22 protein-coding genes are annotated in these 26,456 nt (G+C 70.4%); 10 read left to right on the forward strand and 12 right to left on the reverse strand.

The features are described from left to right. Positions 1-69 precede the first annotated feature (69 nt). A complete protein-coding gene (locus tag ACFVAE_RS06040; protein ID WP_378889097.1) occupies positions 70-768 on the reverse strand; it encodes a MazG family protein in 699 nt (232 codons plus the stop codon). Continuing rightward, positions 765-1,922, reverse strand: a complete 1,158-nt coding sequence (nhaA, locus tag ACFVAE_RS06045; RefSeq protein WP_378889100.1) for a Na+/H+ antiporter NhaA — start codon at positions 1,920-1,922, stop codon at positions 765-767. Before nhaA ends, ACFVAE_RS06040 begins: the two co-directional genes overlap by 4 nt. Positions 1,923-1,995: 73 nt before the next feature. On the opposite strand from nhaA, the gene ACFVAE_RS06050 reads away from it, so the two are divergent. Further along, positions 1,996-4,665: a phosphoenolpyruvate carboxylase gene (locus ACFVAE_RS06050; RefSeq protein WP_378889103.1), complete on the forward strand. Its 2,670-nt coding sequence runs from the start codon at positions 1,996-1,998 to the stop codon at positions 4,663-4,665. Positions 4,666-4,787: 122 nt separating this feature from the next. Further along, positions 4,788-6,152, forward strand: a complete 1,365-nt coding sequence (gene gdhA, locus ACFVAE_RS06055; protein WP_378890518.1) for an NADP-specific glutamate dehydrogenase — start codon at positions 4,788-4,790, stop codon at positions 6,150-6,152. A 90-nt stretch (positions 6,153-6,242) separates the two neighbouring features. On the opposite strand, the gene ACFVAE_RS06060 is transcribed toward gdhA, so the two are convergent. Beyond that, positions 6,243-6,839 (reverse strand): gamma carbonic anhydrase family protein, encoded by a 597-nt coding sequence (locus ACFVAE_RS06060; protein WP_378889106.1) that lies wholly within the window; start codon positions 6,837-6,839, stop codon positions 6,243-6,245. Between the two features lie 52 nt (positions 6,840-6,891). Here ACFVAE_RS06060 and ACFVAE_RS06065 point away from each other — a divergent pair, with 52 nt between their 5' ends. From ACFVAE_RS06065 to ACFVAE_RS06075, 3 genes are all read left to right on the forward strand, one after another. Further along, the gene (locus ACFVAE_RS06065) at positions 6,892-7,716 is read left to right on the forward strand and encodes an alpha/beta hydrolase (RefSeq protein ID WP_378889109.1); all 825 of its coding nucleotides are present in this window, start codon (positions 6,892-6,894) and stop codon (positions 7,714-7,716) included. Between the two features lie 19 nt (positions 7,717-7,735). Next, entirely contained in the window at positions 7,736-8,179 is a 444-nt protein-coding gene (locus ACFVAE_RS06070; RefSeq protein ID WP_378889112.1) for an NUDIX domain-containing protein, read from the forward strand. Positions 8,180-8,284: 105 nt separating this feature from the next. Then, on the forward strand, positions 8,285-9,154 hold the full coding sequence (locus ACFVAE_RS06075) for an SDR family oxidoreductase (protein ID WP_378889114.1): 870 nt from the start codon (positions 8,285-8,287) through the stop codon (positions 9,152-9,154). A gap of 10 nt (positions 9,155-9,164) precedes the next feature. Here the strand turns inward: ACFVAE_RS06075 and ACFVAE_RS06080 are convergent, their stop codons facing one another. From ACFVAE_RS06080 to ACFVAE_RS06100, 5 genes are all read right to left on the reverse strand, one after another. Then, entirely contained in the window at positions 9,165-9,968 is an 804-nt protein-coding gene (locus ACFVAE_RS06080) for an alpha/beta fold hydrolase (RefSeq protein WP_378889117.1), read from the reverse strand. A 23-nt stretch (positions 9,969-9,991) separates the two neighbouring features. Next, positions 9,992-13,516, reverse strand: a complete 3,525-nt coding sequence (mfd, locus tag ACFVAE_RS06085) for a transcription-repair coupling factor (RefSeq protein ID WP_378889119.1) — start codon at positions 13,514-13,516, stop codon at positions 9,992-9,994. Between the two features lie 261 nt (positions 13,517-13,777). Continuing rightward, positions 13,778-14,023 (reverse strand): hypothetical protein, encoded by a 246-nt coding sequence (locus ACFVAE_RS06090; protein WP_378889122.1) that lies wholly within the window; start codon positions 14,021-14,023, stop codon positions 13,778-13,780. Between the two features lie 101 nt (positions 14,024-14,124). Then, positions 14,125-15,024: an EamA family transporter RarD gene (rarD, locus tag ACFVAE_RS06095; protein ID WP_378889124.1), complete on the reverse strand. Its 900-nt coding sequence runs from the start codon at positions 15,022-15,024 to the stop codon at positions 14,125-14,127. Positions 15,025-15,082: 58 nt separating this feature from the next. Then, a complete protein-coding gene (locus tag ACFVAE_RS06100) occupies positions 15,083-17,314 on the reverse strand; it encodes a glycoside hydrolase family 3 N-terminal domain-containing protein (RefSeq protein WP_378889126.1) in 2,232 nt (743 codons plus the stop codon). Between the two features lie 99 nt (positions 17,315-17,413). Here ACFVAE_RS06100 and ACFVAE_RS06105 point away from each other — a divergent pair, with 99 nt between their 5' ends. From ACFVAE_RS06105 to ACFVAE_RS06120, 4 genes are all read left to right on the forward strand, one after another. Continuing rightward, entirely contained in the window at positions 17,414-18,028 is a 615-nt protein-coding gene (locus ACFVAE_RS06105; RefSeq protein ID WP_378889128.1) for a TetR family transcriptional regulator, read from the forward strand. A 96-nt stretch (positions 18,029-18,124) separates the two neighbouring features. Next, complete coding sequence (locus tag ACFVAE_RS06110; RefSeq protein WP_378889131.1) at positions 18,125-19,114, forward strand: alpha/beta hydrolase; 990 nt, start codon at positions 18,125-18,127, stop codon at positions 19,112-19,114. A 17-nt stretch (positions 19,115-19,131) separates the two neighbouring features. Then, positions 19,132-20,337, forward strand: coding sequence for a multidrug effflux MFS transporter (locus ACFVAE_RS06115; protein ID WP_378889134.1), 1,206 nt, complete (start codon positions 19,132-19,134; stop codon positions 20,335-20,337). A gap of 65 nt (positions 20,338-20,402) precedes the next feature. After that, complete coding sequence (locus ACFVAE_RS06120) at positions 20,403-21,020, forward strand: TetR/AcrR family transcriptional regulator (RefSeq protein WP_378889136.1); 618 nt, start codon at positions 20,403-20,405, stop codon at positions 21,018-21,020. Positions 21,021-21,037: 17 nt separating this feature from the next. On the opposite strand, the gene ACFVAE_RS06125 is transcribed toward ACFVAE_RS06120, so the two are convergent. The 3 genes from ACFVAE_RS06125 to ACFVAE_RS06135 are packed head-to-tail and all read right to left on the reverse strand — an operon-like array spanning position 21,038 to position 24,137. Then, positions 21,038-22,039, reverse strand: a complete 1,002-nt coding sequence (locus ACFVAE_RS06125) for an alpha/beta hydrolase (protein ID WP_378889139.1) — start codon at positions 22,037-22,039, stop codon at positions 21,038-21,040. Next, a complete protein-coding gene (locus tag ACFVAE_RS06130; protein ID WP_378889141.1) occupies positions 22,036-23,004 on the reverse strand; it encodes an aldo/keto reductase in 969 nt (322 codons plus the stop codon). Before ACFVAE_RS06130 ends, ACFVAE_RS06125 begins: the two co-directional genes overlap by 4 nt. A gap of 23 nt (positions 23,005-23,027) precedes the next feature. After that, on the reverse strand, positions 23,028-24,137 hold the full coding sequence (locus ACFVAE_RS06135) for a zinc-binding dehydrogenase (protein WP_378889144.1): 1,110 nt from the start codon (positions 24,135-24,137) through the stop codon (positions 23,028-23,030). Between the two features lie 103 nt (positions 24,138-24,240). On the opposite strand from ACFVAE_RS06135, the gene ACFVAE_RS06140 reads away from it, so the two are divergent. Beyond that, positions 24,241-25,608, forward strand: coding sequence for an amidohydrolase (locus ACFVAE_RS06140; protein ID WP_378889147.1), 1,368 nt, complete (start codon positions 24,241-24,243; stop codon positions 25,606-25,608). A 53-nt stretch (positions 25,609-25,661) separates the two neighbouring features. Here ACFVAE_RS06140 and ACFVAE_RS06145 read toward each other — a convergent pair whose 3' ends face one another. Further along, positions 25,662-26,402 carry an SDR family NAD(P)-dependent oxidoreductase gene (locus ACFVAE_RS06145; RefSeq protein ID WP_378889149.1) on the reverse strand — a complete coding sequence of 247 codons (741 nt, stop codon included), beginning with the start codon at positions 26,400-26,402 and terminating at the stop codon, positions 25,662-25,664. Positions 26,403-26,456: the final 54 nt, after the last annotated feature.

Raw genomic sequence — 26,456 nt, forward strand, 5'->3', positions numbered from 1 at the left:
AAAGCGTGAGCGACGCGGACCGATGACCGTCCGCGCACGCTGATCCGATTGACGACTGGCGACGTCGGGTCAGGCTCCGGACTCCGCGGCGCGGACCTCGTCCTCGAGCAGGCGCAGCCGCTCGCGCAGTGCGCGCTCGGCATCCCAGCCGTTGGCACGGGCGTGTGCGACGAGCGCGAGCAGGGCGTCGCCCAGTTCGGCCTCGGATGCCGGTCCTTCGACTCGCAGACCCGTCGCCGTCTCTGAGCGCCCTTCGTCTCGCTCCGCTCGCTCAGGGACCGGAACGCCGGCTGAAGGGCGCTCAGACTCCGGGACGACGGCGGACGCCCGTCCGAGCAGTTTCTGTGCAAGCGCCAGTGCGGGCATCCCACGGGGCACGCCGTCGAGCACGCTGCGCCGCTCGCGCTTCTCCGCCGCCTTCGCGGCGTTCCAGTGCACGAGCACCTCTTCGGGGGTCGTCGCCACCGCGTCGCCGAACACGTGCGGATGCCGGCGCACCATCTTCTCGGTCAGGCCGCGTGCGACGTCGTCGATGTCGTACTCCGACACTTCAGCGGCGATCGCGGCGTGGAACAGCACCTGCCAGAGCAGGTCGCCGAGCTCCTCACGCAGCTCGTCCGCGGTGCCGTTCTCGACGGCGTCGATGACCTCGTGCGCCTCCTCGATCAGATACGGCACGAGGTCCCGATGGGTGATGCGCTGCGACCACGGGCAATCGGCCCGCACCCGGCGCATGACCTCTGCGGCATCCCGCAGCGGGTCGGTCATGACGCGACGCTCCGGTAGTGGCGGGCACGCGCGGAGACGACGATGCCGGAGAGGACCAGGGCGATGAGCGACCCACCCAGCACGCCGAGGATCGCCTGATCGCGGACACCGGGATCGGACGCGAAGGCGAGGTTGGCCAGCAGCAGCGACACCGTGAAGCCGATGCCGCCGAGCACACCCGCCGCGATCAGGTCGGGCAGCACCAACGCGGGCGTCTGGCCGCGCGGCCGGAACCGCATCGCGATCCAGCCGAACAGCGTGATGCCGATGACCTTGCCCACCGGCAGCGCGATGAGGATCGCCCAGAACGCCGGAGACAGTCCCTCACCACCGAGCTGCGGGATCACGACGAACGCCGCGGCGAACGCGAACACCGGCAGGATGATGCCGTTCACCCACGGCTCGAGCGCATGCCGAGTGCGCTCGGCGGGCTCGGGCGACATGACGAGACCCAGCATCACGCCCGCGATCGTGGCGTGCACGCCGGACTCCGACACGAGCACCCAGGTCGCCACACCCACGACGATCATGAGCACCGCGATGAACCAGTGGCCGCTGCGACCCAGCATCCGGCTCAGGATCGCGAACGCGCCCACGGCGACGACCGCGAGCAGGAACAGCCCCCACTGCACGTCGTGCGCGAACAGCACGGCGATGAAGATGATGCCGATGATGTCGTCCAGGATCGCGAGCGCCAGCAGGAACACCCGCACGCCCGAGGGAAGCCCCCGGCCGAACATGGCGAGCACGCCGAGCGCGAAGGCGATGTCGGTGGCGGTCGGGATCGGCCATCCGGCTGCGGTCTCGGGGCCGCCGGCGATCAGCAGGTAGATCGCGATCGGCACCAGCACCCCGCCGGCCGCCGCGACCGCGGGCTGCGCGGCCTTGTGCAGGCTGTCCAGCTCGCCATGCGTGAGCTCGTGACGAAGTTCGATCGCCACCATGAGGAAGAAGATCGCGAGCAGACCGTCTGCGATCCAGTCCGAGATCGAGTGATCGATGTCGGTGCCGGGCACCCCGATGTGGAAGTTCAGCACCTCCGCGATCGAATCGTGCGTGGGCAGGTTGGCCAGCAGGAGTCCGAGACCCGCTGCCACGAGCAGGAGCACGGCGGGGAACTGCTGTCCGCGAAGAGCCTTCACCGAGATGCGCATCCCCTCCATGCTCTCATCCCGACCGGATGTCACGCGGTCGGGAGGGCTGTTCGCGCCGGGATACTCTCGAAGAATGACCCCCGAGCCCACCCCCACAGAGGCCATCCGCGTCATCACCCGATTCGAGGCGTCCAGCGGCATTCCCGAAGAGATGCGCGCTGACGTGCGCCTGCTGGGCGGACTGCTCGGCCAAGTGCTGCGCGAGTCCGGCACGCCTGGCCTGTTCGAGGACGTCGAGCGGCTGCGCCTGGCGACCATTCAGGCGTACGACGAGGAATCGGATGCCGCGTTCCGCCGCGCAGCCGAGATCGCGGACGAGTTCACGGTCGAGCGCGCCGACGAGGTGGCGCGGGCGTTCACCTGCTACTTCCACCTGGTGAACCTCGCCGAGGAGCACCAGCGCGTGCGTATCCTGCGCGAACGCGCCGGCAAGCCGGGCCGCGAGGCCGCCGCCGACACCGTCGCGACCGCCTTCGCGAGGCTGCGCGCCGAGGTCGGCGAGGAGGAGGCACGCCGCCGTCTGGCGGGGCTGCGCTTCCACCCGGTCTTCACCGCGCACCCGACCGAGGCGCGCCGACGGGCCGTGTCCGGCAGCATCCGTCGCCTCGCCGAGCTGCTCACCCAGCACGACGCGACCAGCGAGGGGGGCTCCGAGCAGCGCCGCGCTCTGCGCCGGATGCTGGAAGAGGTCGACACCCTGTGGCGCACGGCGCCGCTGCGCGCGCAGAAGCCGACGCCCACCGACGAGGTGCGCACGGTGATGAGCGTGTTCGACGAGACGCTGTTCACGACCGTGCCGCACATCTACCGTCGCATCGACGACGACCTGCGCGGCGAGGAGTCCGGCGACTCCGCGCCTGTCGTGCCGTCGTTCGTGCGGATCGGCTCATGGGTCGGCGGTGATCGCGACGGCAACCCGTTCGTGACCTCGTCCGTCACGCGCGAGGCATCCGCGATCGCCTCCGACCATGTGCTGCGCGGCCTGGAGCGCGCCATCGAGCGCATCGGGCGCACGCTCACGCTGGACGCCGAGGACACGCCGCCGAGCGCCGAGGTGCAGGCGATCTGGGATGCCTTCGCCCAGGAGGACCCCGAACTCGCCGAGGAGGTCGCCACCCGCTCCCCCGCCGAGCCGCACCGGCGGGTGCTGCTGGTGCTCGCGCACCGCGTGCGCGCCACCCGGCACGAGAGCCGCGGCGCCTACGGCGCGCCCGAGGAGCTGCTCGCCGACCTGCGCGCCGTGCAGGCGTCGCTGGCGGATGCCGGCGCCAGGCGCCACGCCTTCGGCGGCGTGCAGCACCTGATCTGGCAGGTCGAGACGTACGGCTTCCACCTCACGGAGCTCGAGGTGCGTCAGCACTCGAAGGTGCACCGGCAGGCGCTCGCCGAGCTGGACGCCGGCGGGCCGATCGGCGCACAGACCGAGGAAGTCCTCGAGGTGTTCCGTGCGATCGCCGAGATCCAGAAGCGCTACGGGCTGCGCGCCGCCGGGCGCTACGTGGTCTCGTTCACGCAGTCGGCCGAGGACCTCGCGAACGTGCACCGGCTCGCGCACTACGCGCTCGGCGCGGATGCCCCGGTGCTCGACGTCGTCCCGCTGTTCGAGACCTTCGCCGACCTGAAGGCCGCGCCGGGGATCATGACCACGGCGGTCGCCACCCCAGAGTTCCAGGCGCGCCTGGCCGAGACCGGGAACCGGCTCGAGGTCATGCTCGGCTACTCCGACTCGTCGAAGGACGTCGGCCCGGTGGCCGCGAACCTCGCGCTCTACGAGGCGCAGCGCGAGATCGCCTCGTGGGCGAAGGAGTCCGGCATCGAGCTGACCCTCTTCCACGGCCGCGGCGGTGCACTCGGCCGCGGCGGCGGCCCGGCGAACTCCGCGATCCTCGCGCAGCCGCCGCACTCCGTGGACGGCCGGTTCAAACTCACCGAGCAGGGCGAGGTGATCTTCGCCCGTTACGGCGAGCCTGCGATCGCGATGCGTCACATCGACCAGGTCGCCGCGGCGACGCTGCTGGCGTCCTCGCCGACCGTCGAGGAGCGCACCAGCAGTGCGGCGTCCCGCTTCGCGCACATCGCCGACGTGATGGACACCGCCTCGCGCGACCGGTTCTTCTCGCTGGTGGCGGCGGAGGGCTTCGCGCCCTGGTTCGCCACCGTCACCCCGATGGAGGAGATCGGCCTGCTCGCGCTGGGCTCGCGCCCCGCACGCCGCGGCCTGTCCGTCGAGTCGCTCGAAGACCTCCGCGCCATCCCGTGGGTGTTCGCCTGGACCCAGGCCCGCATCAACCTGGCCGGCTGGTTCGGCCTCGGCTCCGCGCTCCAGGCGGTCGGCGACGAGCAGGCCCTGGTCGAGGCGTACCGCGAGTGGCCGCTGCTGCACACGATGGTCGACAACGTGGCGATGAGCCTGGCGAAGACCGACGAGCGCATCGCCCGTGAATACCTCGCACTCGGCGACCGCGACGATCTGGCGAAGCTGGTGCTCGACGAGCTCCAGCTCACCAGGGACTGGGTGATCCGCCTGACCGGCGGCGACCGGCTGCTCGCGAACAAGCCCGTGCTGCAGCGTGCCGTGCAGCTGCGCAGCCCCTACGTGGACGCGCTGTCGCTGCTGCAGCTGCGGGCGCTGCGCGCGCTGCGCACGACCGCGACCACCGAGCCCGTGGCATCGCCCGAACTGCAGCGGCTGCTGCTGCTCTCCGTCAGCGGAGTGGCCGCCGGGCTGCAGAACACCGGCTGACGCAGGAACTAGGGCCCCCGAACAGTCGTTGTACAGTGAAACTCCGCCCGACCCGGCGAGCCTTCACGCGACACGATCGCCCGCATGACCTCATCCCCCTTTCAGAAAGCACCCGCGTGACCATCGAGACCACAGCCGACTTCCATCCGCTCTCCACCGCCGCACAGCCCGTCTTCGACGCCGTGCGCACGCTCAACCCCAACGAGCCGGAGTTCCACCAGGCTGTGCACGAGGTCCTGCACTCGATCGGCCCCGTGCTGGAGCGCCGCTCGGAGTACCTCGACAAGGGCGTGCTCGAGCGCCTCGTCGAGCCGGAGCGGCAGATCATCTTCCGGGTGCCGTGGATCGACGACTCCGGCAAGCTGCAGGTCAACCGCGGGTACCGGGTGCAGTACAACTCTGCGCTCGGCCCGTACAAGGGCGGACTGCGCTTCCACCCCTCGGTGAACATCTCGATCATCAAGTTCCTCGGCTTCGAGCAGATCTTCAAGAACGCGCTCACCGGCCAGGGCATCGGCGGCGGCAAGGGCGGATCGAACTTCGACCCGCACGGCAAGAGCGAGGCCGAGGTCATGCGCTTCTGCCAGTCGTTCATGAACGAGCTGTTCCGCCACATCGGCGAGCACACCGACGTCCCCGCCGGTGACATCGGCGTCGGCGGCCGCGAGATCGGCTACCTGTTCGGCATGTACCGCAAGATCACGAACCGCTTCGAGTCCGGCATCCTCACCGGCAAGGGCCTGGGCTGGGGCGGTGCGCAGGTGCGCACCGAGGCCACCGGCTACGGTGCGGTGTTCTTCGTGCAGGAGATGCTGGCCGTGCACGGCGAGAACCTCGAGGGCAAGCGCGTCGCTGTCTCGGGCTCGGGCAACGTCGCGATCTACGCGATCGAGAAGGCCCAGCAGCTCGGTGCTCGTGCCATCACCGCCTCCGACTCCACCGGATACGTGCTCGACGAGGCCGGCATCGACCTGGCGCTGCTGCGCCAGATCAAGGAGGTCGAGCGCGGCCGTATCGTCGAGTACGCGAACCGTCGCCCCGGTGCGACCTTCGTCGACGGCGGCAACGTCTGGGAGGTCCCGGTCGACATCGCCGTGCCGTCGGCGACGCAGAACGAGCTCGATGAGGACTCCGCGCGGATGCTCGTCGCGAACGGCGTCCGCGCCGTCGCCGAGGGCGCGAACATGCCCTCGACCCCCGAGGCCGTCGGGGTCTTCCAGCAGGCCGGCGTGCTGTTCGCCCCGGGCAAGGCCGCGAACGCCGGCGGCGTCGCGACCTCTGCGCTGGAGATGAGCCAGAACGCGGCGCGTCAGCGCTGGAGCTTCGCCGACAGCGAGCAGCGCCTGCGCGACATCATGGCCGACATCCACGACGCATCGTTCCAGGCCGCGGAGCGCTACGGCGTCCCCGGCGACTACGTCGCGGGCGCCAACATCGCCGGCTTCGAGCGCGTCGCCGACGCGATGCTGGAGCAGGGCGTCATCTGACGCATCCGCACTTCCACGCGGGCGGTTCCCTCCCGGGAGCCGCCCGCTCTGCGTATCCGGGCGCGAGCGGCGGGCCCCGGATGCCGGAAGTCAGACCGCCCGGTCGTCGACGTGCCGGGCGAGCGAACGCGCGTACCGCTCGGTGAGCTGCACCATCAGGTCGGGCGTGGAGCGATCCACTCCGAAGACGTAGCCGGGGAAGTCGAGCTCGTGCTGCGCATCCCAGATCTCCTCGTGCCGATCGGGCGAGAGGATCCGGACGGGGTCGCCGACCGCCACCCAGCCGATCGGCACCACCGTCTCCGGCGGCAGAGTGGTGCGCAGATGCACCACTGCGTTGATGCGCACCTCGCTGCGCTCGCGGATCACCGCGCCGTTGAAGACGCGCACGCCGGTGGCCAGGAACACCTCTTCCGCGATCGTCGCGCCGGAGATGCTCGCCATCGGGCCCACCAGGACGTGGTCGGCGATGTGCACGGGGTTCGCGGCGGTGGCGCGGATCAACGCGTTCTCCATCACGATCACGTGCTCGCCGAGCGTGATCGGACCGCCCTCGGCGGTGATCACGGCGCCGTGCAGCACCTGACAGTTCTCGCCGATGGTCACGTCACCCGAGATCACGGCCGAGGGCGCGACGACGGCGGTCTCGTGGATGCGGGGGCTACCCCCGAGATGCTCGTAGATCATGCCGTCAGACTAGTCGCGGGTCCTGCCCTGCGACATGAGAGAGGATGGAGACATGCCCGTCGTCCCGTTCACCGCTCTCGCCTCGGATCAGGAGGCCGTGACGTACACGCACGGTCCCGACTCCGAGCAGCACGCGGAGGTTCGACCGGGTACGGTGCGCGAGCTCGTCATCGATGACAGCACCGCCTACCCCGGCACCACGCGCCGCGTCTGGGTGCACACCGCGGCAGGGCACGACCCGTCGTCGCCGGCGGCGGTCATGCTGTTCAACGACGGATGGTGGTACCTCGACCCCGAAGGCGATGTGCGAGCCGGCATCGTGCTGGACAACCTCGCCGCGCAGCACGCGATCCCGCCGATGATCGGGGTCTTCGTCGACCCCGGGGTGTTCGCAGGATCGATCATGCCGAAGAACCGCAACAACGAGTACGACCCGGGCGACGCCCGCTATGTGACCTTCCTGCTCGACGAGGTTCTCCCCCGCGCCACGGAGGGCCTGGCTTTCGGCGGAGGCATGGGCATCTGCGGCGGCAGCTCCGGCGGGAACGCGGCGTTCACCGCCGCGTGGCAGCGTCCCGACGCGATCGCCCGTGTGATCGCGTTCAACCCGAGCTTCGCGCAGATGCCCGGCGGCAACCCGTATCCGGCGCTGCTGGCCGACGGCGAGACGCGCCGCATCCGCACCCTCCTGCACGCCGCACACCACGACATCGGCTGGAACGATCGCGAGAACAACTGGTTCGCCGAGTCGCTCGAGACTGCGGCCGCGCTGGCCCGTTCCGGTCACGACCTGCGCCTCGTCGTCGGTGACGGCGGGCACAGCCCGAACCACGGCGGCGTGCTGCTGCCCGACGCGCTGCGCTGGCTCTGGCGCTGAGCCGTGATTGACTGAGCGGATGCCGGTCTCGCCGTACATCGCCTCGCTCCGCGCCCACGTCGGTCACGACCTGCTGCTGATCCCCGCGGTCACCGCAGTGATCCGCGACGGCGACCGGTTCCTGCTGGCCCGTCACTCGGACTCGGGGATGTGGGGCCTGGTCGGCGGCAGCGTCGAGCCCGGCGAGCATCCCGCCGATGCCGTGGCCCGCGAGGTGCGCGAGGAGATCGGCGCGGGCATCCGCGTCCTCGGGATCGTGGGCGTCTACGGCGGCGAGGAACTCGTCGTGGAGTACCCGAACGGCGACCGCGTCGCCTACGTCACCACGGCGTACGCATGCGGGCTGAGCGACGCTCCCCGCCCCGACCTCGACGAGATCCTCGAGGTCGCGTGGTTCACGCGCGACGAGGTCGCCGCGCTCGAGCTTCAGCCCTACGTCGAGCAGGTGCTCGCCGACGCCTGACGCGCTGCTAAGGTCGGGGGCATGCAATGCCGGTGAGTCGCCTCCGTCCCCCGCCTTCGGGAGCTGTTCTGCGCGCCCGGGCCTCCTCGACAGGAAAGACTCACCATGCAGCATCCTCTTGCGGGCCGCACGGCCCTCGTCACCGGCGTCTCGCGTCGCGCCGGCATCGGCTATGCGACCGCCACGGCTCTCGCCGCGCTCGGCGCCAACGTGTTCCTCCATCACTACCGTCCGCACGACCTCGACCAGCCCTGGGGCGGTGACGACCTCGACGCCGTGCGCGCCGGACTCGCCGACGCCCTCATCCCGGACGCCGTCTCGAGCGACCGGCATGCCGACCTCCGCGATCCTGCGTCGATCGAGCCGCTGCTGGATGCGGCATCCGCTCTGACCGGCTCGCTCGACATCCTGATCTGCAACCAGGCGATGAGCGGCGGTGACGGCGGCATCCTCGACATGACCGCCGACCGCCTCGACGCGCATTGGCAGACGAATGCCCGCGCGACGATGCTGCTCACCGCCGGCTTCGCACGGCGGAAGGCAGGGACGGATGCCGCGGGGCAGCGCCCCGGCGACCGCGTCGACCGCGTGGAGTCCGGTCCGTTCGAGAAACCCACCGGGCACGTCATCTGGATGACGTCGGGGCAGGGCGACGGGCCGATGCGTGGCGAACTCGCCTACGCCACCAGCAAGGCGGCGCTCGCCGGCGTCACGAAGACCGTCGCCGCCGAGCTGCTGGACCACGGCATCGTGCTGAACACGGTCAACCCCGGACCCGTCGACACCGGATACCTCGACCCCGAGACCACCGACCGCGACCTGAGCTGGCTTCCGGAGTTCCTCGCGAAGACGCCGTTCGGGCGGTTCGGCCGTCCCGACGACCCGGCGCGGCTGATCGGCTGGCTGTGCACGGATGCCGGGTCGTGGGTCGTCGGCCAGGTGCTCACAACCGACGGTGGCTTCGCGCTGCGCTGACGCCAGGTGTTCAGGGTGCCGTGCTGAACCACGCCCGGAGCGTCTCGACGATCGTCTCGGACACCGCATCCGGGGAATCCGCCATCACGACGTGACCGGCGCCGGGGATCGCGTGCAGCGGCACGCCCTCGGCGTCGGCCCAGGTCTGCATCGCGGAGCGGATGTTGCCGGTGCGGTCCTGCTCACCGACGACGAGGCCCAGCGGCACCGGCGTGCGGTATGCGGGATCGGGTGCGACGAGCGACGCCGTCGCACGCCACACGTCGAGGAACACGGACTTGGGCATCCGGGCGAAGGTCGCGCGGATCGAGTCGACCGCCTCCGGCGTCACCGCCGAGGCATCCGCCATCAGCCCTGGCAGCCTCGAGGCCGGGATGAGCCTGAGCATCGGCGCCGCCATCCGCAGTCCGAACCGCTCGCCGCGGCTGAGCGGCCCGGTGTTCCAGGTGGTGCCGACGGCGATCATGCCGCCGATCCGTTCGGGGTGCGCGCGGACGTACGCCTGAGACAGGTTGCCGCCCAGGGAGTGTCCGACCAGGATCGGCTGCTCCAGGTGTAGGGCGTCGATCAGCGCACCGAGGTCGGCCAGCGCGTCCTCGGCCGTGAAGCGGGTGCCGGCGGCGAGCGCCGAGGCGCCGTGCCCGCGCAGGTCCCATCGGATGCCGCGGTACCCGACGTCCTGCACGGCCTGCGCCTGTGCGGCGAAGGACTCGCCGTCCATGCCCGCGCCGTGCGTGAACACGACGGGTCGGCCGGTGCCGCGCCCGTCGACGTAGCGGATGGTCGCCGTACCGCGCTCGAGGATGCCCGTCATGCCTCGAGCCTAGGAGACCCCGCTCACTCGGCCTTGACCGGCTCCGGGAACAGGGCGGTGAACAGGTTGCCGACCCACTCGATCAGTTCGATGTCCTCGGGCATCGGCACCAGCAGCGCCTCTCCCCCGGCGACGAACTTCGCCTTCGGGTAGAGCCGCTGCAGCCGCACCTTCATCGAATCGGGCAGGTTCGCCGGCGCGATCCGCAGGTTCGAGCCCATCGCGACGACGTCCGAGAGCCCGGCGCGGGCGGCGCGACGGCGCAGCCGAGCGACGGCGACCAGCCCGCCGACCTCGTCGGGCAGGGCACCGTAGCGGTCGGTGAGCTCTTCGACCACGAGGTCGATCGCGTCGTCGGCGGCGGTCGCCGCGGCCGCAGCAGACAGCTTCTGGTAGGCCTCCAGCCTCAGTCGCTCGCTGTCGATGTAGTGCTCCGGGATGCGGGCGTCCACCGGCAGTTCGAGCCGAAGCTCGACATCCGACGAGGTGTCCTCTCCGCGGAACGTCGCCACGGCCTCGCCGACCATGCGCAGGTACAGGTCGAAGCCGACGCCGGCGATGTGCCCGGCCTGCTCGGCGCCGAGCATGTTGCCCGCGCCGCGCAGCTCGAGGTCCTTCAGCGCCACCTGCATGCCCGAGCCGAGGTCGTTGTTCACGGCGATGGTCTGCAGCCGGTCCGCGGCGGTCTCGCTCAGCGGCTTCAGGTCGTCGTAGAGGAAGTAGGCGTACGCCCGCTCCCGCCCGCGACCCACGCGGCCCCGCAGCTGGTGCAGCTGCGAGAGCCCGTACTTGTCGGCACGGTCGATGATGATGGTGTTCGCGTTGGAGATGTCCAGCCCGGTCTCGATGATCGTGGTCGAGACGAGCACGTCGTACTTGCGCTCCCAGAAGTCGTCGACGACCTGCTCCAGCTGGTGCTCGCCCATCTTGCCGTGCGCGACGGCGATGCGCGCCTCCGGCACGAGCTCGGCGAGCTCGGATGCCACGCGCTGGATCGACTGCACCCGGTTGTGCACGAAGAAGACCTGTCCCTCGCGCAGGATCTCGCGGCGGATCGCCGCCGCGATCTGCTTGTCGCTGCGCGCGCCGACGAACGAGAGGATCGGATGCCGGTCCTCGGGCGGCGTCTGCAGTGTGGACATCTCGCGGATGCCGGTGACCGCCATCTCGAGCGTGCGCGGGATCGGCGTCGCGCTCATCGCGAGGATGTCGACGTTCGTCTTGAGCTTCTTCAGGGCGTCCTTGTGCTCGACGCCGAAGCGCTGCTCCTCATCGATGATCAGCAGTCCGAGGTCCTTGAAAAGCACCTGGTCGGTGAGGATGCGGTGCGTGCCGATGACCATGTCCACGGTGCCGTCGACCAGACCCGCCAGTGTGAGCCGCGCTTCCTTGTCGGTCTGGAAGCGCGACAGCGGCCGCACCTTCACCGGGAATCCGGCGAACCGCTCGGTGAACGTCTCGAGGTGCTGTTTGACCAGCAGCGTGGTCGGCACGAGCATCGCGACCTGCTTGCCGTCCTGGATGGCCTTGAACGCGGCGCGCACGGCGACCTCGGTCTTGCCGAAGCCGACATCGCCGGACAGCAGGCGGTCCATCGGGATGGGCCGCTCCATGTCGGCCTTGATCTCGTCGATCGTCTGCAGCTGATCGTGGGTCTCGGCGAACGGGAACGCCTCCTCCAGCTCGCGCTGCCACGGGGTGTCCGGGCCGAAGGCGTGCCCCTTGGCGCTCATCCGCGCCGAGTAGAGCTTGACCAGTTCGACGGCGATGTCGCGCACGGCCCTGCGGGCCTTGCCCTTCGCCGCCGCCCAGTCGCTGCCGCCCATCTTGGACAGCACCGGCGCCTCGCCGCCGACGTACTTCGAGAGCAGATCGAGCTGGTCGGTGGGCACGAAGAGCTTGTCGCCCGGGTAGCCGCGCTTGGACGGCGCGTACTCCAGCACGAGGTACTCGCGGGTGGTCTTGACGGCGTTGCGCCCGCCCGAGGACACCTCGCGCTTGGTCATCTCGACGAACTTGGCGATGCCGTGCGTGTTGTGCACCACGTAGTCGCCCTGCTTGAGCTGCAGCGGGTCGACGACGTTCTTCCGCCGCGAGGCGAGCTTCTTGACGACGCGCTGGTCGCCGCCGATGGTGCGTCCGTAGAACTCGCTGTCGGTGAGCACCGCGAGCCGGGCCTCCGGCACCTGGAAGCCGGACTCGACGGCACCGGTGACGAGGGTCGCGACACCGGCATCCGGCTCGGTGACAAGATCCTCCATGATGCGGGCGGCGATGCCGCGATCGCCGAGCACGTCCAGGGCGCGCTCGACGAGGCCCTGGCCGGAGGCGATGACGACCACGCGCCAGCCGTCCTGCAGCCGCGCCTCGACGAACGAGATCGCACCGTCGACGTTGCCGTGGAACGACGGGATGACGGAGGAGTCGAGGTTCGCGGCGTCCGCGTCGTCGGTGGCGAACGCGCTCAGCCGCCACCACACGCCGTCACGGTCGCGCACCACCTCGCGCAGCTGCGCGATCGTGCGGAAGTCGCCTGCGCCCAGGTCGATCGGAGCGGATGCTCCCGATGTCGCGGCGCTCCACGCTGCGTCGAGGAACTCGCGGTTGGTCTCGCCGAGGTTCTGCGCACGGGCGGTGGCGCGCTCGGGGTCGACGATCGCGGCGGCGGAGCCCTGCGGCAGGTACTCGGCGAGTGTCACGAGCGGACCGGCGACGGCGGGCAGCAGCGACTCCATGCCCTCGACGGGGATGCCCTCGCTCATCTTCTCGAGCATCCCGGCGATCGCCGGATACCTTCCGACCAGTTCGCCGGCGCGTTCCCGCACCTCGGCGGTGAGCAGCAGCTCGCGGCTCGCGGGCAGCTCGATCACCGGGACCTCGCCGGGCAGCGAGCGCTGGTCGGCGACCGAGAAGGCTCGGATCTGGTCGATCTCGTCGCCGAAGAACTCCACGCGTGACGGGTGCTCCGCCGTGGGAGGGAACACATCGAGGATGCCGCCGCGCACGGCGAACTCGCCACGGCGCGAGACCATGTCGACGCGCGAGTATGCCCGTTCCACGAGCTGCTCGACCGCATCCTCGAGCTCGAGGCCGCGGGCGCCGACGCGCAGTTCGAGTGGTGCGGCGTCACCGAGGTTGGCGGCGAGCGGCTGCAGCGCGGCGCGCACCGAGGCAACCACCACGAGGGGCTTCGCGCCGTCCCAGGTGGTGATGCTGCGCAGGGTCTCCAGCCGGCGTCCGACGGTGTCGGGGCTCGGACTGAGTCGCTCGTGGGGCAGGGTCTCCCAGGCCGGGAAGGTGAGGATCTCTGCATCCGAGAGGTAGGTGCCCAGCGCGGCCGCGACAGACTCGGCCCGCCGGCCGGTGGGAGTCACGACGAGCACGGCCGCCGGATGCCCGGCATCCGCTCTCTTCTGCAGCAGGCCGGCGATGACGGGCGCGTCGAGGCCGTCGACCAGCGAGATGTCGGCGTCGGTGGAAGCCCAGCTGAGAGCATCGCGGTACAGGTTCGCCTCTTCCAAGGCGCGCAGAATCCCCGGAACAGTCACCGGACAAGTGTATTGCGGGCCGCCGACATCGGGGTTCGCGATACAGGCCGATACGGTTCGCGGCCTCGACGACGGCTGGATCGGCGGCCTGCTGGCGACCGACGATCGTACGCCCGTTCCGTGGCCGGTGTTCTGATCCCGTCCGGCTCCCGCGGGTGCCGGACCGCGGCCCTACCCACCAGCCGCAGCCGCTCGCCTACCTCACCTACTGATGCTCCCCGCGCATCAGTGCGTGAGCCCATCCGCGCCGTCGGCACTCACCTACTGATGCTCTGGGTGGATCAGTAGGTGAGTGGCTGAGGAGTGCATGGACGAGCGCACGCGAGGGGTCGATGTCGGAGGCACGGGCAAGAATTCGGCGATGACCGACACCAGCACACCATCGTCGACGACTTCGCGCGCGTCCTGGCCGCCGCAGGCCTGCGGATAGCGATCGTCGACGACGACGGTGCAGAGGTCGCGCCGATGCCCGCCGACGTGCTCCATGACCGCGCGGGGCGTCGCCATCCCGCGCCCAAGAAGACGTGGCATCATCACCGCGAGGAACGCAATCGCCGGCGCGAAAAGACCGCGCGGGACGAGCGCACCGAGCAACTCACCGTCAGCGCTCAGCGCGCCCGGCGCGCGGCCCGGAAGCCGTCGACGGCGAGCACGGTGAGTGCCGCGGCGAGGATGCCGTAGACCAGGACGTCCGCGCCCTGCATCCGCTCGCCGAGCAGCATCGCCACCACGACCAGCAGCACGGGCTCGACGTAACCGAGCAGGCCGAACACCGGCATCGTGAGCATCGATGACGCCGCGAGGTACAGCGTCATGGCCATCGCGCTCGCGAAGCCGATCGCGAGCAGACCCATGATTTCGAGGCCGGAGACCGGTTCACTGCCCGCGACCAGGAACGCCACCGCCACGGGAAGCATCAGCGCGATCTCCCACCCGAACACGATCGGACCATCCAGCCCGAAGCGCTGGCGCAGCACGAAGTAGACCGCATAGGGGATGCAGATCACGAGCGTCACCCAGGACAGCTCCGGAGTGGCCACGAGTTTCACCACGACCGCGATCGCCGCGAGCGCGACGACGACCCACTGCAGCGGACTCACCGGATGCCGCATGAGGAAGCGTCCGCTCAGCACCAGGCAGATCGGCAGAAGCAGGTATCCGAGCGAGGCGTCGAGCGCGTGCCCGTGCATCGGCGCCCACATGAACAGCCAGAGCTGCACACCGACGATCCCGGTGAGCAGCAGCGACAGCAGCGGCATCCACCAGCGTGAGCGCAGCCGACGCCACAGCGTCCGCAATTCGCGACGGGCGGCCGGGTGCAGGAGCGTGGCGCCGTAGCATCCGAACGCGATCAGCACCCGCCAGGCGAAGACGACCTCGGCCGAGGACGAGACGAGACCGGCGAGCAGGAACATGCCGCCGAACAGGAACGACGCGGCGATCGACGTCAGCACGCCGCGCGCCGACGAGTGCCGCACTACCACGAAGGTCTCCGTTCTCCGCGGCATCCGACCGCTCACCAAGGATACGGGGCCGGGCTCGCGCCCGACCCCGCGCGCCGACTGCTCAGGCCGTCACGGTGAACTCGGCATGAGCGGATGCCGTGGCGTCGCCGCCCACCCAGACGTCGAAGGTCGTCGCATCGAGCGTCCAATCGCGGATCGCGGCGCTCCAGTACCGCCGCTGCTCGGCGCCGATCCGGAACTGCATACGCCGGGTCTGCCCGGCGGGGACCTCCACGCGCTCGAAGGCGGCGAGCTGACGCAGCGGCCGCGACGCGCTGCCGTACCGCTGGTGCAGGTAGAGCTGCACGACCTCGGCTCCGTCGCGGTCGGAGGTGTTCGTGACGTCGACCGAGACCACGACCTCGCCGTCGATGCCGACCTCGCCGGCGGACACCGCGACCGCGCCGTACGAGAACGCCGCGTAGCTCAGGCCGTGCCCGAAGGGGTACAGCGGAGTGCTCTGCTCGTCCCAGTACCGGCGGCCCTGCGCCTGCGGGTCGTGCGAACGTGTGACGGCGTGGTGGATCGGCACCTGTCCGACGGTGCGCGGCCAGGTGAACGGCAGCCTGCCCGCCGGCGTCGCGGCGCCGAGCAGCAGGTTCGCAATGGCCGCACCGCCCTGAGTGCCCGGGTACCAGACCTCGAGGATCGCCGGCACGTTCTCGTCGGCCCAGCGCAGGTCGAGCGGGCGCCCGCTCATCAGCACCAGCACGACCGGCGTCCCCGTCTCGGCCACGGCCTGCAACAGGCGCAGCTGGTCACCGGGAAGCTCGAGGCTGGACCGCGAGGCGTTCTCGCCGATCATGTCCTGCCGCTCACCGAGCACGACGACTGCGACGTCAGCGGCCGCGGCATCCGAGACGGCATGGGCGAACTCGGCATCCGCGTCGAAGTCCTCGGGGCTGAACGGACCGCTGTCGCCGAACATCTCGAACATCGACGGGAACTCCCGGCGGTCGAACGGCACGCCGGAGGCATAGGTCACCTCGGCCCTGCCGTCGAGCGCCGTGCGCAGACCGTCCACGATCGTGACCGTCTCGTCGAGGTCGTAGTCGAAGACCCACGGACCGATCGTGTCGCGGGCGGACGCCGCCATGGGCCCGATCACGGCCACCCGGTTCAGCGCTGCGGCATCCAGCGGCAGCACGCCCTCGTTGCGCAGCAGCACGGCGGACGCCTCGGCGGCCTCCCGCGCGGCGACCCGGTGCGCCGGGTCGCCGAGCACCGTCGCCGCGGCATCCTCATCGACGAAGGGTGCGTCGAACAGACCGAGCGCCTCCTTCGCCGTGAGGATGCGGCGGACGCTCTCGTCGATCCGCGCGATGTCGACGCGGCCGTCCTCGACGGCCGCCCTCAGGTGACCGAAGGCCGGGTCGAAGATGGCCATCTCCATGTCCATCCCGGCGTTCAGCGCGCGGGCTCCGGCATCGGTGAGGTCCGCGGCGAAGTGGTGCGTCTCGAGGTCGCGCACCGAGTTCGCGTCGCTGACGACGAAGCCCTCGAAGCCGAGCGCCTCGCGCAGCACCTCGTGCAGCAGCCAGCGGTTGCCGGATGCCGGCACGCCGTTGAGGTCCTGATAGGCGGCCATGATGTTGCCGGCTCCGGCCTTGATCGCCTCGTGGAAGGGCGGGAAGTAGGTGTTCCAGAGCTCCTGGTCGGAGATGTTCGCCTCGTCGTAGTCACGGCCGCCGAGAGCGGCACCGTAGCCCGCGAAGTGCTTCGGACCGGCGATGACGTGCTCGGCCGAGCCGATGCCCTCGCCCTGGAAGCCGCGCACCTGCGCGGCGGCGACCATCCCTCCCAGCAGCGGGTCCTCGCCTGCGCCCTCGATCATGCGGCCCCAGCGCGGGTCTCGTGCGATGTCGACCATGGGCGCGAACACCCAGTTGATGCCGACGGCGCGCGCCTCGCGTGCGGCCACGGACTGCGACCGCTCGATCACATCGGCGTCCCAGGTCGCGGCGAGCGCGATCGGCACCGGGAAGATCGTGCGAAGCCCGTGGATGACGTCGAAGCCGAACAGCACCGGGATGCCGTGCCTGCTGCCCTCGATCGCCTGGCGCTGCAGGCGGTTGGTCTCGGCGGGGTCGTTCACGAACAGCAGTGCGCCGGCGCCGCCGGTCGCGAGAGCGCCCTCGACGAGCTGCGGCTGCGTCGGCGCGCCGTCCGCGGTCTCGGCGCCGCCGTCGATCGCGCCGAAGTAGAAGTACTGCGTCAGCTGGCCGAGCTTCTCCTCGAGCGTCAGCTCTGCGAGCAGCCGCTCGACCCGCTCGCTCCCGATCTCCGAAGTCATCCGTGGTCCTTCCTGGTCCGACGGGCCGCGTCGTCACCACCCGTAGGCGAAAATATATCAGGTGCTCGGTATTCGATCTGTCGGAAGTAGGATCGCTGTGTGACGACATCGCCCTCCCGCCGCCGCGGCCCGTACGCGAAGAGCGCGACCACCCGCGCCGCACTGCTCGATGCGGCCGTCGCCGCATTCGCCGAGGCGGGCTACAACGGCGCGTCGCTGCGCGACATCGCCGCGCGCGCGAACGTCACCCAGACCGGGCTGTTGCACCACTTCCCCAGCAAGGTCGCGCTGCTCGAGGCCGTCCTCGATGAGCGCGATCGCGCGGACTCCGCCGCGATCTCCGAGTTCCTCGGTGAGGGCAGTTCGGTGATCGACGCCCTCGTCCTGCTCGTGGAGCGCAACCAGCGGCAGCGTCCGATCATCGAGCTGTACACCGCGCTCTCCGCAGAGGCCACCAGCGAGGAGCACCCCGCGCACGCCTACTTCCGGCGTCGGTACGCACGGGTCGGCGACCAGCTCGCCGCCGACTTCGCGAAACTGCGCGACGACGGGATGCTGCGCGACGACGTCTCGCCCCGGAGCGCCGCCCGGATCACGATGGCGGCGCTCGACGGCCTGCAGCTGCAGTGGCTGCTGGCACTCTCCGATGAGGACGCCGAGCCGGTGGACATGGTCGCCGAAGCGCGGCAGTTCCTCTCCCTGCTGCTGCGGTAGCGCGGCGCCAGCGTCATCGGACTGTACCGGCGCGGCCTTTATCGTCTACATTGGTAGAAATAACGACCCGTCAGGACCGTCCGAGGAAGGACACCCATGACCGCCCCTCTCGCCACCGGTAGCCCGCAGCACCCGCCCGTCCCGTTCGACGCCGAAGTCGACGCCCTGCTGTCCGCCATGCCCGCGATGCCTCCGATGATCCGCGACACCCTCCGCAGCGGACCCGCCATGCCGTTCCCCAGCAACGACGAGGTCATCGGCGACCGCGCCGTCGACTGGGAGGACCGCACGATCCCCGGCCCCGCCGGCGCCCCCGACCTGGAGATCACGATCTACCGCCCGCGCGGCCGCGACGGGGAGTCCCTGCCCGCGGTGTACAACATCCACGGCGGCGGCATGATCGTCGGCCACCGCTCCTGGGAGGCCGGCCGTGTCATCGACATCGTCGACGAGCTCGGCGTCGTCGGCGTGAACGTCGACTACCGTCTGGCACCGGAGAACCCGTTCCCCGCCGGCGCAGAGGACTGCTACGCGGGCTTCGCCTGGCTCGCCGAGAACGCCGTCGACCTCGGCGTCGACCCCGACCGCATCGTCGTCATGGGCGGCAGCGCGGGCGGCGGCTTCACCGCGTCCGTCGCCCTCATGGCGCGCGACCGCCGCGGGCCGCGGATGGCCGGCCAGCTGCTGCTCTGCCCGATGATCGACAACACGAACACGACCATCTCGAGCCTGCAGTACGACGGCATCGGCACCTGGCAGCGCGACGCGAACCTGCTCGCCTGGTCGTGCGTGCTCGGCGACGGCCTGGCATACTCCGTCGACGCCCCCGCCTATGCAGCCCCGTCGCGCGCGACCGACCTCTCAGATCTTCCGCCCGCCTTCATCGAGGTCGGCTCGGCCGAGATGTTCCGCGACGAGGACGTCGACTACGCCACGCGCATCTGGGCCACCGGCGGACAGGCCGAGCTGCACGTGTGGTCGGGCGGTTCGCACGGCTTCGACATGTACATGCCGCAGATCGCGCTCACGAAGGCCGCGCTGGACGCGCGGTCGTCGTGGCTGCGCCGCGTCCTCGACCTCTCGTGAGCGCGGCGCCGGTGCGGATGAGCACCCTGCGGGCCATGGTCGTGCTCGGTCTGCTCGAGGCATTCGGCCCGCTCTCGATGGACGTCTACATGCCGCAGCTGCCGCAGCTCGCCGACGGCTTCGGCATCTCCGATTCGCTCGCCCAGGCGACCATGTCGGTGTGCATGATCGGCCTCGGCCTCGGCCAGCTCGTCGCAGGGCCGCTCAGCGATCGCTTCGGCCGGCGACGCCCGCTCGTCATCGGGGTCACGGCGTTCACCGTGTTCTCCGCCGTCTGCGCGATCGCGCCGACCATCGAGATCCTGCTCGCAGCTCGGCTGCTGCAGGGGCTCGCCGGCTCCGCCGGCATCGTCATCAGTCTGGCCGTCGCGCGCGACATGTTCAGCGGCATCGACCTGAGCCGGATGCTCTCGATGCTGGTCATCGTCTCCGGAGCGGCACCCGTGGTCGCACCGCTGATCGGCGGCCAGCTCGCGCTGATCATGGACTGGCGCGGCATCTTCTGGGTGCTCGCCGGCGTCGGTGTCGCCCTCGTCGTGGTCGCCGGACGCGCCCTGCCCGAGACGCTCCCCGCGGCGCGGCGACACACCGGCGGGGTGACGCAGCTGGGCGAACATGTCGCCGCCGTGCTGCACGATCGCCTGTTCGTCGCGGTGCTCATCGCGGGCGCGGCCTCGGGCGTCGGCTTCTTCTCGTACCTGTCGATGTCGAGCTTCGTATTGGAGAACGAGTACACGCTGACGCCCCAGTTTTTCAGCTTCGTGTTCGCACTGAACGCGGTGGCGAACATCGGTGGAGGGCAGGTCAGCCGCCTGATCGTGCGACGCATGAGTCCTCGCGGCGTCTATCTGCTCGGCGTGACGGCGACCGCCGTCGCCACCGCGCTCTTCGCCGTCCTCGCCCTCGCGGGCGCGGGTCTGGTCGGCGTCACGCTCTCGCTGGTGCTGTTCATGTTCTGCGCGGGACTGTCCGGCCCGAACGGCTCGACGCTGGCCCTCGCCCATCACGGCGCCCGAGCCGGCACGGCCGCGGCCTTCATGGGCATGGCGATGTTCACGGTCGGCGCCGTCGTCTCACCGCTGGTCGCCCTCGCCGGCAGCACCTCGATCGTGATGGCGTCGACGATGGCCGCGGCGAGCCTCGTGGCCGCGCTCGTCGCATGGCTGGCGGTCCGCCCCGCGGCGCGCAGCACCGACGTGGCATCCACTGTTCTCCATCCGTAGGAAATAGACTGGCGTCATACACTGAACGTCACGCGCGAAGCGCGAGAACGGGGGTCGGCCCAGCCATGCCGAAAGCGATCGATCACGACCAGCGGCGACGCGACATCATCGACGTCACGTGGAACCTGATCGTCAAGGGCGGCCTCGAAGCAGCGACCATGCGCGAGATCGCCTCGGAGGCCGGGTTCGCGAACGGCGCGCTCAAGCACTACTTCCCCGGCAAGGACGACATCATCACCGGCGCCTATCAGCGCTCGATGGATCAGGTCATGGCGCGCATCGCCGCGGCGTCGGAGGGACTGACGGGCATCGACGCGCTGCGCGCGATCGCCAGGGCGACCACCCCGCTGGACGCCGAGTCCCGGGACTCGGCCCGGGTGCTGCTCGCGTTCTGGGAGCGCGGACTGTCCTCCGAGGAGATCCGGGTCGCCTACGGCGAGCTGCTGCGCACCTGGCACGACGACACGATCTCGCGGATCGCCGACTGCCGCGCAGCGGGCACGATCGACACGGATGCCACGGACGAGGAGCTCGCCGGCGAGCTGATCATGATGAACGTCGGCGGCACCGTGCTCAGCGCGATCGCCCCCGAGTTCGCCACTCCGGCGATGCTCAACGCGATGGTCGACGCCTTCTTCCGGCGCGTCGGGGCGCCGGAGCCCGCACGCTCCGACGCCTCGTGACGGGTTGACGGGCCCCGTCAGCCCAGGATGCGGTGCAGCCAGTTCAGACGAACCTCGTTCGCCGCGCGCCCGACGTGCGACTCCGGCGAGAAGCCGCTGAACCCGTGGTGGGCGCCCGCCCAGACGTGCAGCTCGGCCTGGCCGCCGGCCTCCCAGATGCGAGTCGCATAGGCGACGGCCTCGTCGCGGAAGATCTCCGCGGCGCCCACCTCGATGAAGGCCGGCGGCAGGCCGGACAGGTCGGGCATGCGGTTCGGCGCGGCCGACCAGTGCACGGCATCGGTTCCCGCCTGTTCCCCGAGCAGCGCTGTCCAGGCGGTGTCGTTGTTGTTGCGATCCCAGAGACCGACCATGTCGTACTGTCGCGTGGACGCCGACTCGTTGCGATCGTCGATCATCGGCGCGTCCAGAAGCTGGCCGGCCAGTGCAGGTCCGCCGCGCTCGCGGGCGAGCAGCGACACGGCGGCGGACAGCCCACCGCCGGCGGAGGACCCCAGCACCAGGATGCGCTCCGGATCGACGCCGAGCTCCTCGGCGTGCGCGGCGAACCACACCAGCCCTGCGTAGCAGTCCTCGACGCCCGCGGGCCAGGGGTCCTCAGGGGCGAGCCGGTACTCCACCGAGACGGCGACCGCACCGAACTCGACGACCAGGGGCACGGCCTGGCCGACCGCCATGAACCGGTTGCCGAGCACCATGCCGCCGCCGTGGATGGCGTAGAGCCCAGGCCCGACCTGCACGCCGTCCGCCGGGCTGATGATCGTAAGGACGATCTCGGGCGCGGCCGCATCCGGTCCGGGGATCGACACCTCGCGGATCCGCACCGGGGCGTCCCCTGCCAGCTGCGCGACGTCGCCGGCTGCGGTCAGCCGGTCCACGTGCTCACGGCTGGACAGGATCGTGTCGGCACGCAGGGGAACCGGTTCGAAGAGCTGCCGCATCATCTCCATTCCCGCCAGCAGCTGCGGGTCGTACGGCACCGCGGGCAGCCGCTCGTAACCGGCGGATGCCACGGTCACGGCCCCTCCGGGTCGACGATGCCTTTGTCCACCCAGAACGGGTCGACGGCGGCGCGCAGGCTGTCGGCGCCGATGCGCTCGACCAGCTCGAAGGCGGCGAGGTTGTCATCCAGCTGGCTCAGCCGGGTGGCGCCGAACAGCGTTGTGACGTTCGCGGGATGCGTCAGCGTGAAGGCGATCGCCAATTGCGCGGGCGACGTGCCCATCGACTCCGCGACGGCGACATAGTCGGGCAGGTCCCTCAGCAGCGCGGCGCGCACCTCCCCCGGGTCGCGTCCCACCTCTCGGGTGAGGTCGGTGCGGCCGGAGAGGTAGCCGCCCTCGAGGCAGTCCGACGCCTCGAACACGAAACCGTCGGCGAACAGCGTCGCGAAGGGCTCGCCGTCGGGGATGGAGCGTCGCGCCACGGAGTACTTCAGCTGCGCGAAAGCGGGGCCGGTCCAGCCCTCCTCCGCGGCGATGCGGCGCAGTTCGGCGATGTTCGACGCCGACCAGTTGTTCACGCCCCACTCCGTGGTGAGGCCCTCGGCGATGAGCTCCTGCATGGCCGAGGCGATGTCGTGCATGGTCAGGTCGTCGCGGTGGATGTCGCCGAGCACGATGAGGTCGGTGCGGTCGGTGCCGACCCGGAACAGCGCGCCCTCGAGCTGACCCCGGAACCCGTCGTCGTAGGCGTCGGTCCACACCTTCTCACTGAGCAACCAGTCCTCGCGCGCTACGCCGGTGGCGCGGATGATCGCCGAGAACAGGACGTCGGTGATCGCCGGTGGCTGCATGCCTGGGATGCCGTACACCCCGACGTCGAACAGATTGACGCCGCGCTCGATGGCGGTGCCCACGAGTTCGACGGCCTTCTCGAAGTCCATCCGATCGTAGGTGTGCCACGAGCCGAGGGCGAGCGCGGGAATCCGGATGCCGGAGTCGCCGAGCGCCCGGACGGGGACCGTGGATGCGGTGGTGGTCATGTCTTCCTCCCTTCTTCCGCCGCTCACGCCAGCCGCGGGTCGATGACGGCCTTCAACTCGGTCTGCTCGTGCATGTGCGCGATGCAGTCCGACGCGCCGGAGAGTCCGACCGGCTCGCTGAACAGCGCGTCCCAGTCGTAGCGGTCGGCGAAGGCCGCGAAGAAGTCGATGGCGTGCGCGTAGTCCGACACGTCGCCGTTGATCGAGCCGACGACGGTGAGCTCCTTGCCCATGATGCCGCTGAGCGGAAAGGGCTCCCCGACCGGGCCGGTGCTGCCGATCACCACGAAGGTGCCACGGGCGGCGGCCATCGCGATCGCCTCGGGGCCGACGCTCGGAGCACCGGCGACATCGATGATGAAGTCCGCGCCGGCCCCTCCGGTGAGCTCGAGCACGCGCTGGACGACCCCCTCGCTGCCGAGCGAGATGCTGACGGTCTCGTCGGCGCCGAACCGCTTCGCGATGTCGAGCCGGGAATCGGGACCGCCGACGGTGATCACCTTGGCCGCGCCGGAGATCTTGGCGACCGCGGTGGCGAAGACGCCGAGCGCACCCGCGCCCTGCACCACTACGGTGCCACCGACCCGGATCCCGCCGGCGCGGTCGAATCCGCGCAGCACGGTCTTCGCCGCACATCCGGCCATCGCCGCCCAGGTGTCCTTGACCATGTCGGGCAGCAGCAGCTTCTGCGCGCCCGCGGTGACGTAGGCGTACTCGGAGAGACCGGCGGTCGCGTACGGCGGCGCATCGCTGCGCTGCAGGAAGCCGTAGCCGCGGCGCTGGCAGAAGACCGGCTGCCGCAGCACCGTGCAGCCGTAGCACTCGCCGCAGACCGACTCGGACCAGCCGATGCGGGAGCCGACCTCGAGCGGACGGCCGATCGCGTCGCGCACTCCGTCGCCGACCGCGATCACCTGGCCGACCATCTCGTGGCCGAGCACCATGGGCAGCATTCCGGGGAAGCTCATCTTCCCCTCCCAGATCTCGATGTCTGTGCCGCAGAGGGTCGAGCAGAGCTGTCGGACCAGCACTGCGCCGGGTTCGATCTCGGCCGGAAGCGGCAGATCCTGCAGCTCGAGCGGTTCGCCGTGGGCGACAAGGACCGCCGCACGGGAGGACGTGGGGAGCGTCATCGCATATCCCTTTCTGTGGTGTCGGGAGAGTTGTCACTCCCCCGCGAGTGTGCTTTAGTCTACATACGTTGACATAAACGTGACAGACAGAGAAGAGGAAGTCGTGGCAGAGAACGGGCTCACCGCCGATCTCGTACTGCGCGGCGGACGAGTGCACGTCCTCGACATCGAGGACACTCGCGCGACAGCCGTCGCCGTGACGGACGGACGCATCGTCGCCGTCGGCGAAGACACCGACATCGCCCCCTTGATCGGAGCGGCGACCGAGGTCGTCGAGCTGGACGGACGGGCAGTGCTGCCCGGCATCAACGACGCGCACCTGCACGCGTCCTGGCTGGGCGCGCTGTGGCCGCGAACGGTCTTCGGAGCTCCGCACGAGCCCACCACGGAGCCGCTCTCGACGACGCGCGAGCAGCGCCGTGCGGCACTGCTCCGTGCCGCGGAGGTGATGTCATCCCTCGGCATCACCAGCTACACCGAGCCCGGCATCGGTCCCGGCGAGGACGACGGACCCACCGGATGCTTCGGGTCGGAGGTGCTCGAGGTCTACCGCGAGCTCGCCGCCAAGGGCGCACTGCGACAGCGCGTGACCCTGCTGCTGCTCTTCGGCCTGCTGGACGGCACCGCGCGCACCGCCGATGTGCTGGACGGGATCACCGCCGCCGACACGACCACGGCCGACCCCCGCTCGCTGCGCATCGCCGGCCTGAAGGTGTTCGCCGACGGCATCCCTCCAATGCGCGGCGCGTACATCCACGGCACGTACGTGGACGGCGGGCACGGCGAGCTGCTGCTGGACGGCGCCGATGACGAGGAGCGCGAGCGCCGGCTGCACGAGATCGTGCGGGCCGCACAGCGGGCGGGGCTGCAGATCGCCGTGCACGCCACAGGCGATCGCTCGATCGATGTCTTCGTGCACGCCGTCGGCCTCGCGCAGGACGAGCATCCCGCGGACCTGCGGCACTACCTGGTGCACGCCGATCTGCTGCGCGACGAGACGATCCCCGCTCTGGTGCGCCAGGGCATGGGAGCGACATTGCAGGCGGGCATCGCCGAGTTCACGGCGGAGTGGGCCGGCAGCGCGTTCGCGGGCGACGATGGGCCCGCGATGTGGCCTCTCGCACACCTGATCCGCGCCGGCGCGCCGTTCACCCTGAGCTCGGATGCCCCGGTCATGGCACCGGACTGGCGCGCCGAGCTGGCGGCCGCCGACCGGCTGCTCGGCGCGGCATCCGACCCCGTCGCCCGCCTGCACGACCTGCTGCGCCGGGTCACCGCCGTGCCCGCCTGGCAGGACCATGCGGAGGACTGGAAGGGCACCGTGGAGGTCGGCAAGGTCGCCGACCTGGTGATCCTCTCGGAAGACCCGGATGACGTCGGAGCGCAGGGCCTGCCCGACATCCGGATCGAGCGCACCTACCTGGGAGGAACGGTCGTCTTCGACGCGGCCACGACATCTGTCGAGGCCTGAAACGCACGAAGAGGGGGACGGCGCCGGCCGTCCCCCTCCTCGTGCACCCGCGGTCAGGCCAGCAGCTGACCGCCGTCCACGGGCAGGCTCACGCCAGTGATGTCGGCCGCGCCGTCGGAGGCGAGGAACACCGCCGCGGCGGCGACCTGTGCGGGGTCGGCCATCTGCTTCAGCGGGATGCGGGACAGCCAGGCCTCGCGCATAGGCGAGCCCTCCGGCATCCCCATCCTCATCATCGGCGTGTCCACCGGCCCCGGCGCCACCGCGTTCACCCGGATGCCATGCGCGGCGAGCTCGACAGCAGCCCACCGGGTCTGCGCGTCGACGGCGGCCTTGCTCGTCTCGTACGCCCCCATGCCCGGCGTGGGCTGGCGCCCGCCGATCGAGGAGATGTTCACGATGGCGCCTCGGATGCCGGCAGCGACCATGTGGCGGGCGACTGCCTGCGTCATCGCGAACGTGCCGAGGATGTTGACCCGGATGGTGGTGTCGTAGTCGGCGAGCGGCAGGCTGAGCACGTCGCCGTGCAGGTGCAGGATGCCGGCGTTGTTGACCAGTACGTCGATCGGGCCGGTCTGCTGCGAGATCTGCTCGACGGCCGCCGCCACGGCATCCTGATCGGTGATGTCGAGACCCACCGTCGCGACGCCGAGCTCCGCACCGACGCCCGCGAGCTTCTCGCCCGGCAGATCGACGAGGACGACCGCGTCGCCCTGGGCGAGGAACGCCTCGGCGAGGGAGCGCCCGATGCCGCCCGCCCCTCCCGTTATCAGGACCGTACGTGTGCTCACCATTGTCTCCTTCGAAAACGGATGGGATCGAGCGACCCCATGAGGGATATTATACGT

The organism is Microbacterium sp. NPDC057659 (assembly GCF_042799915.1).
In the GTDB taxonomy this organism is placed as follows: Bacteria; Actinomycetota; Actinomycetes; order Actinomycetales; family Microbacteriaceae; genus Microbacterium.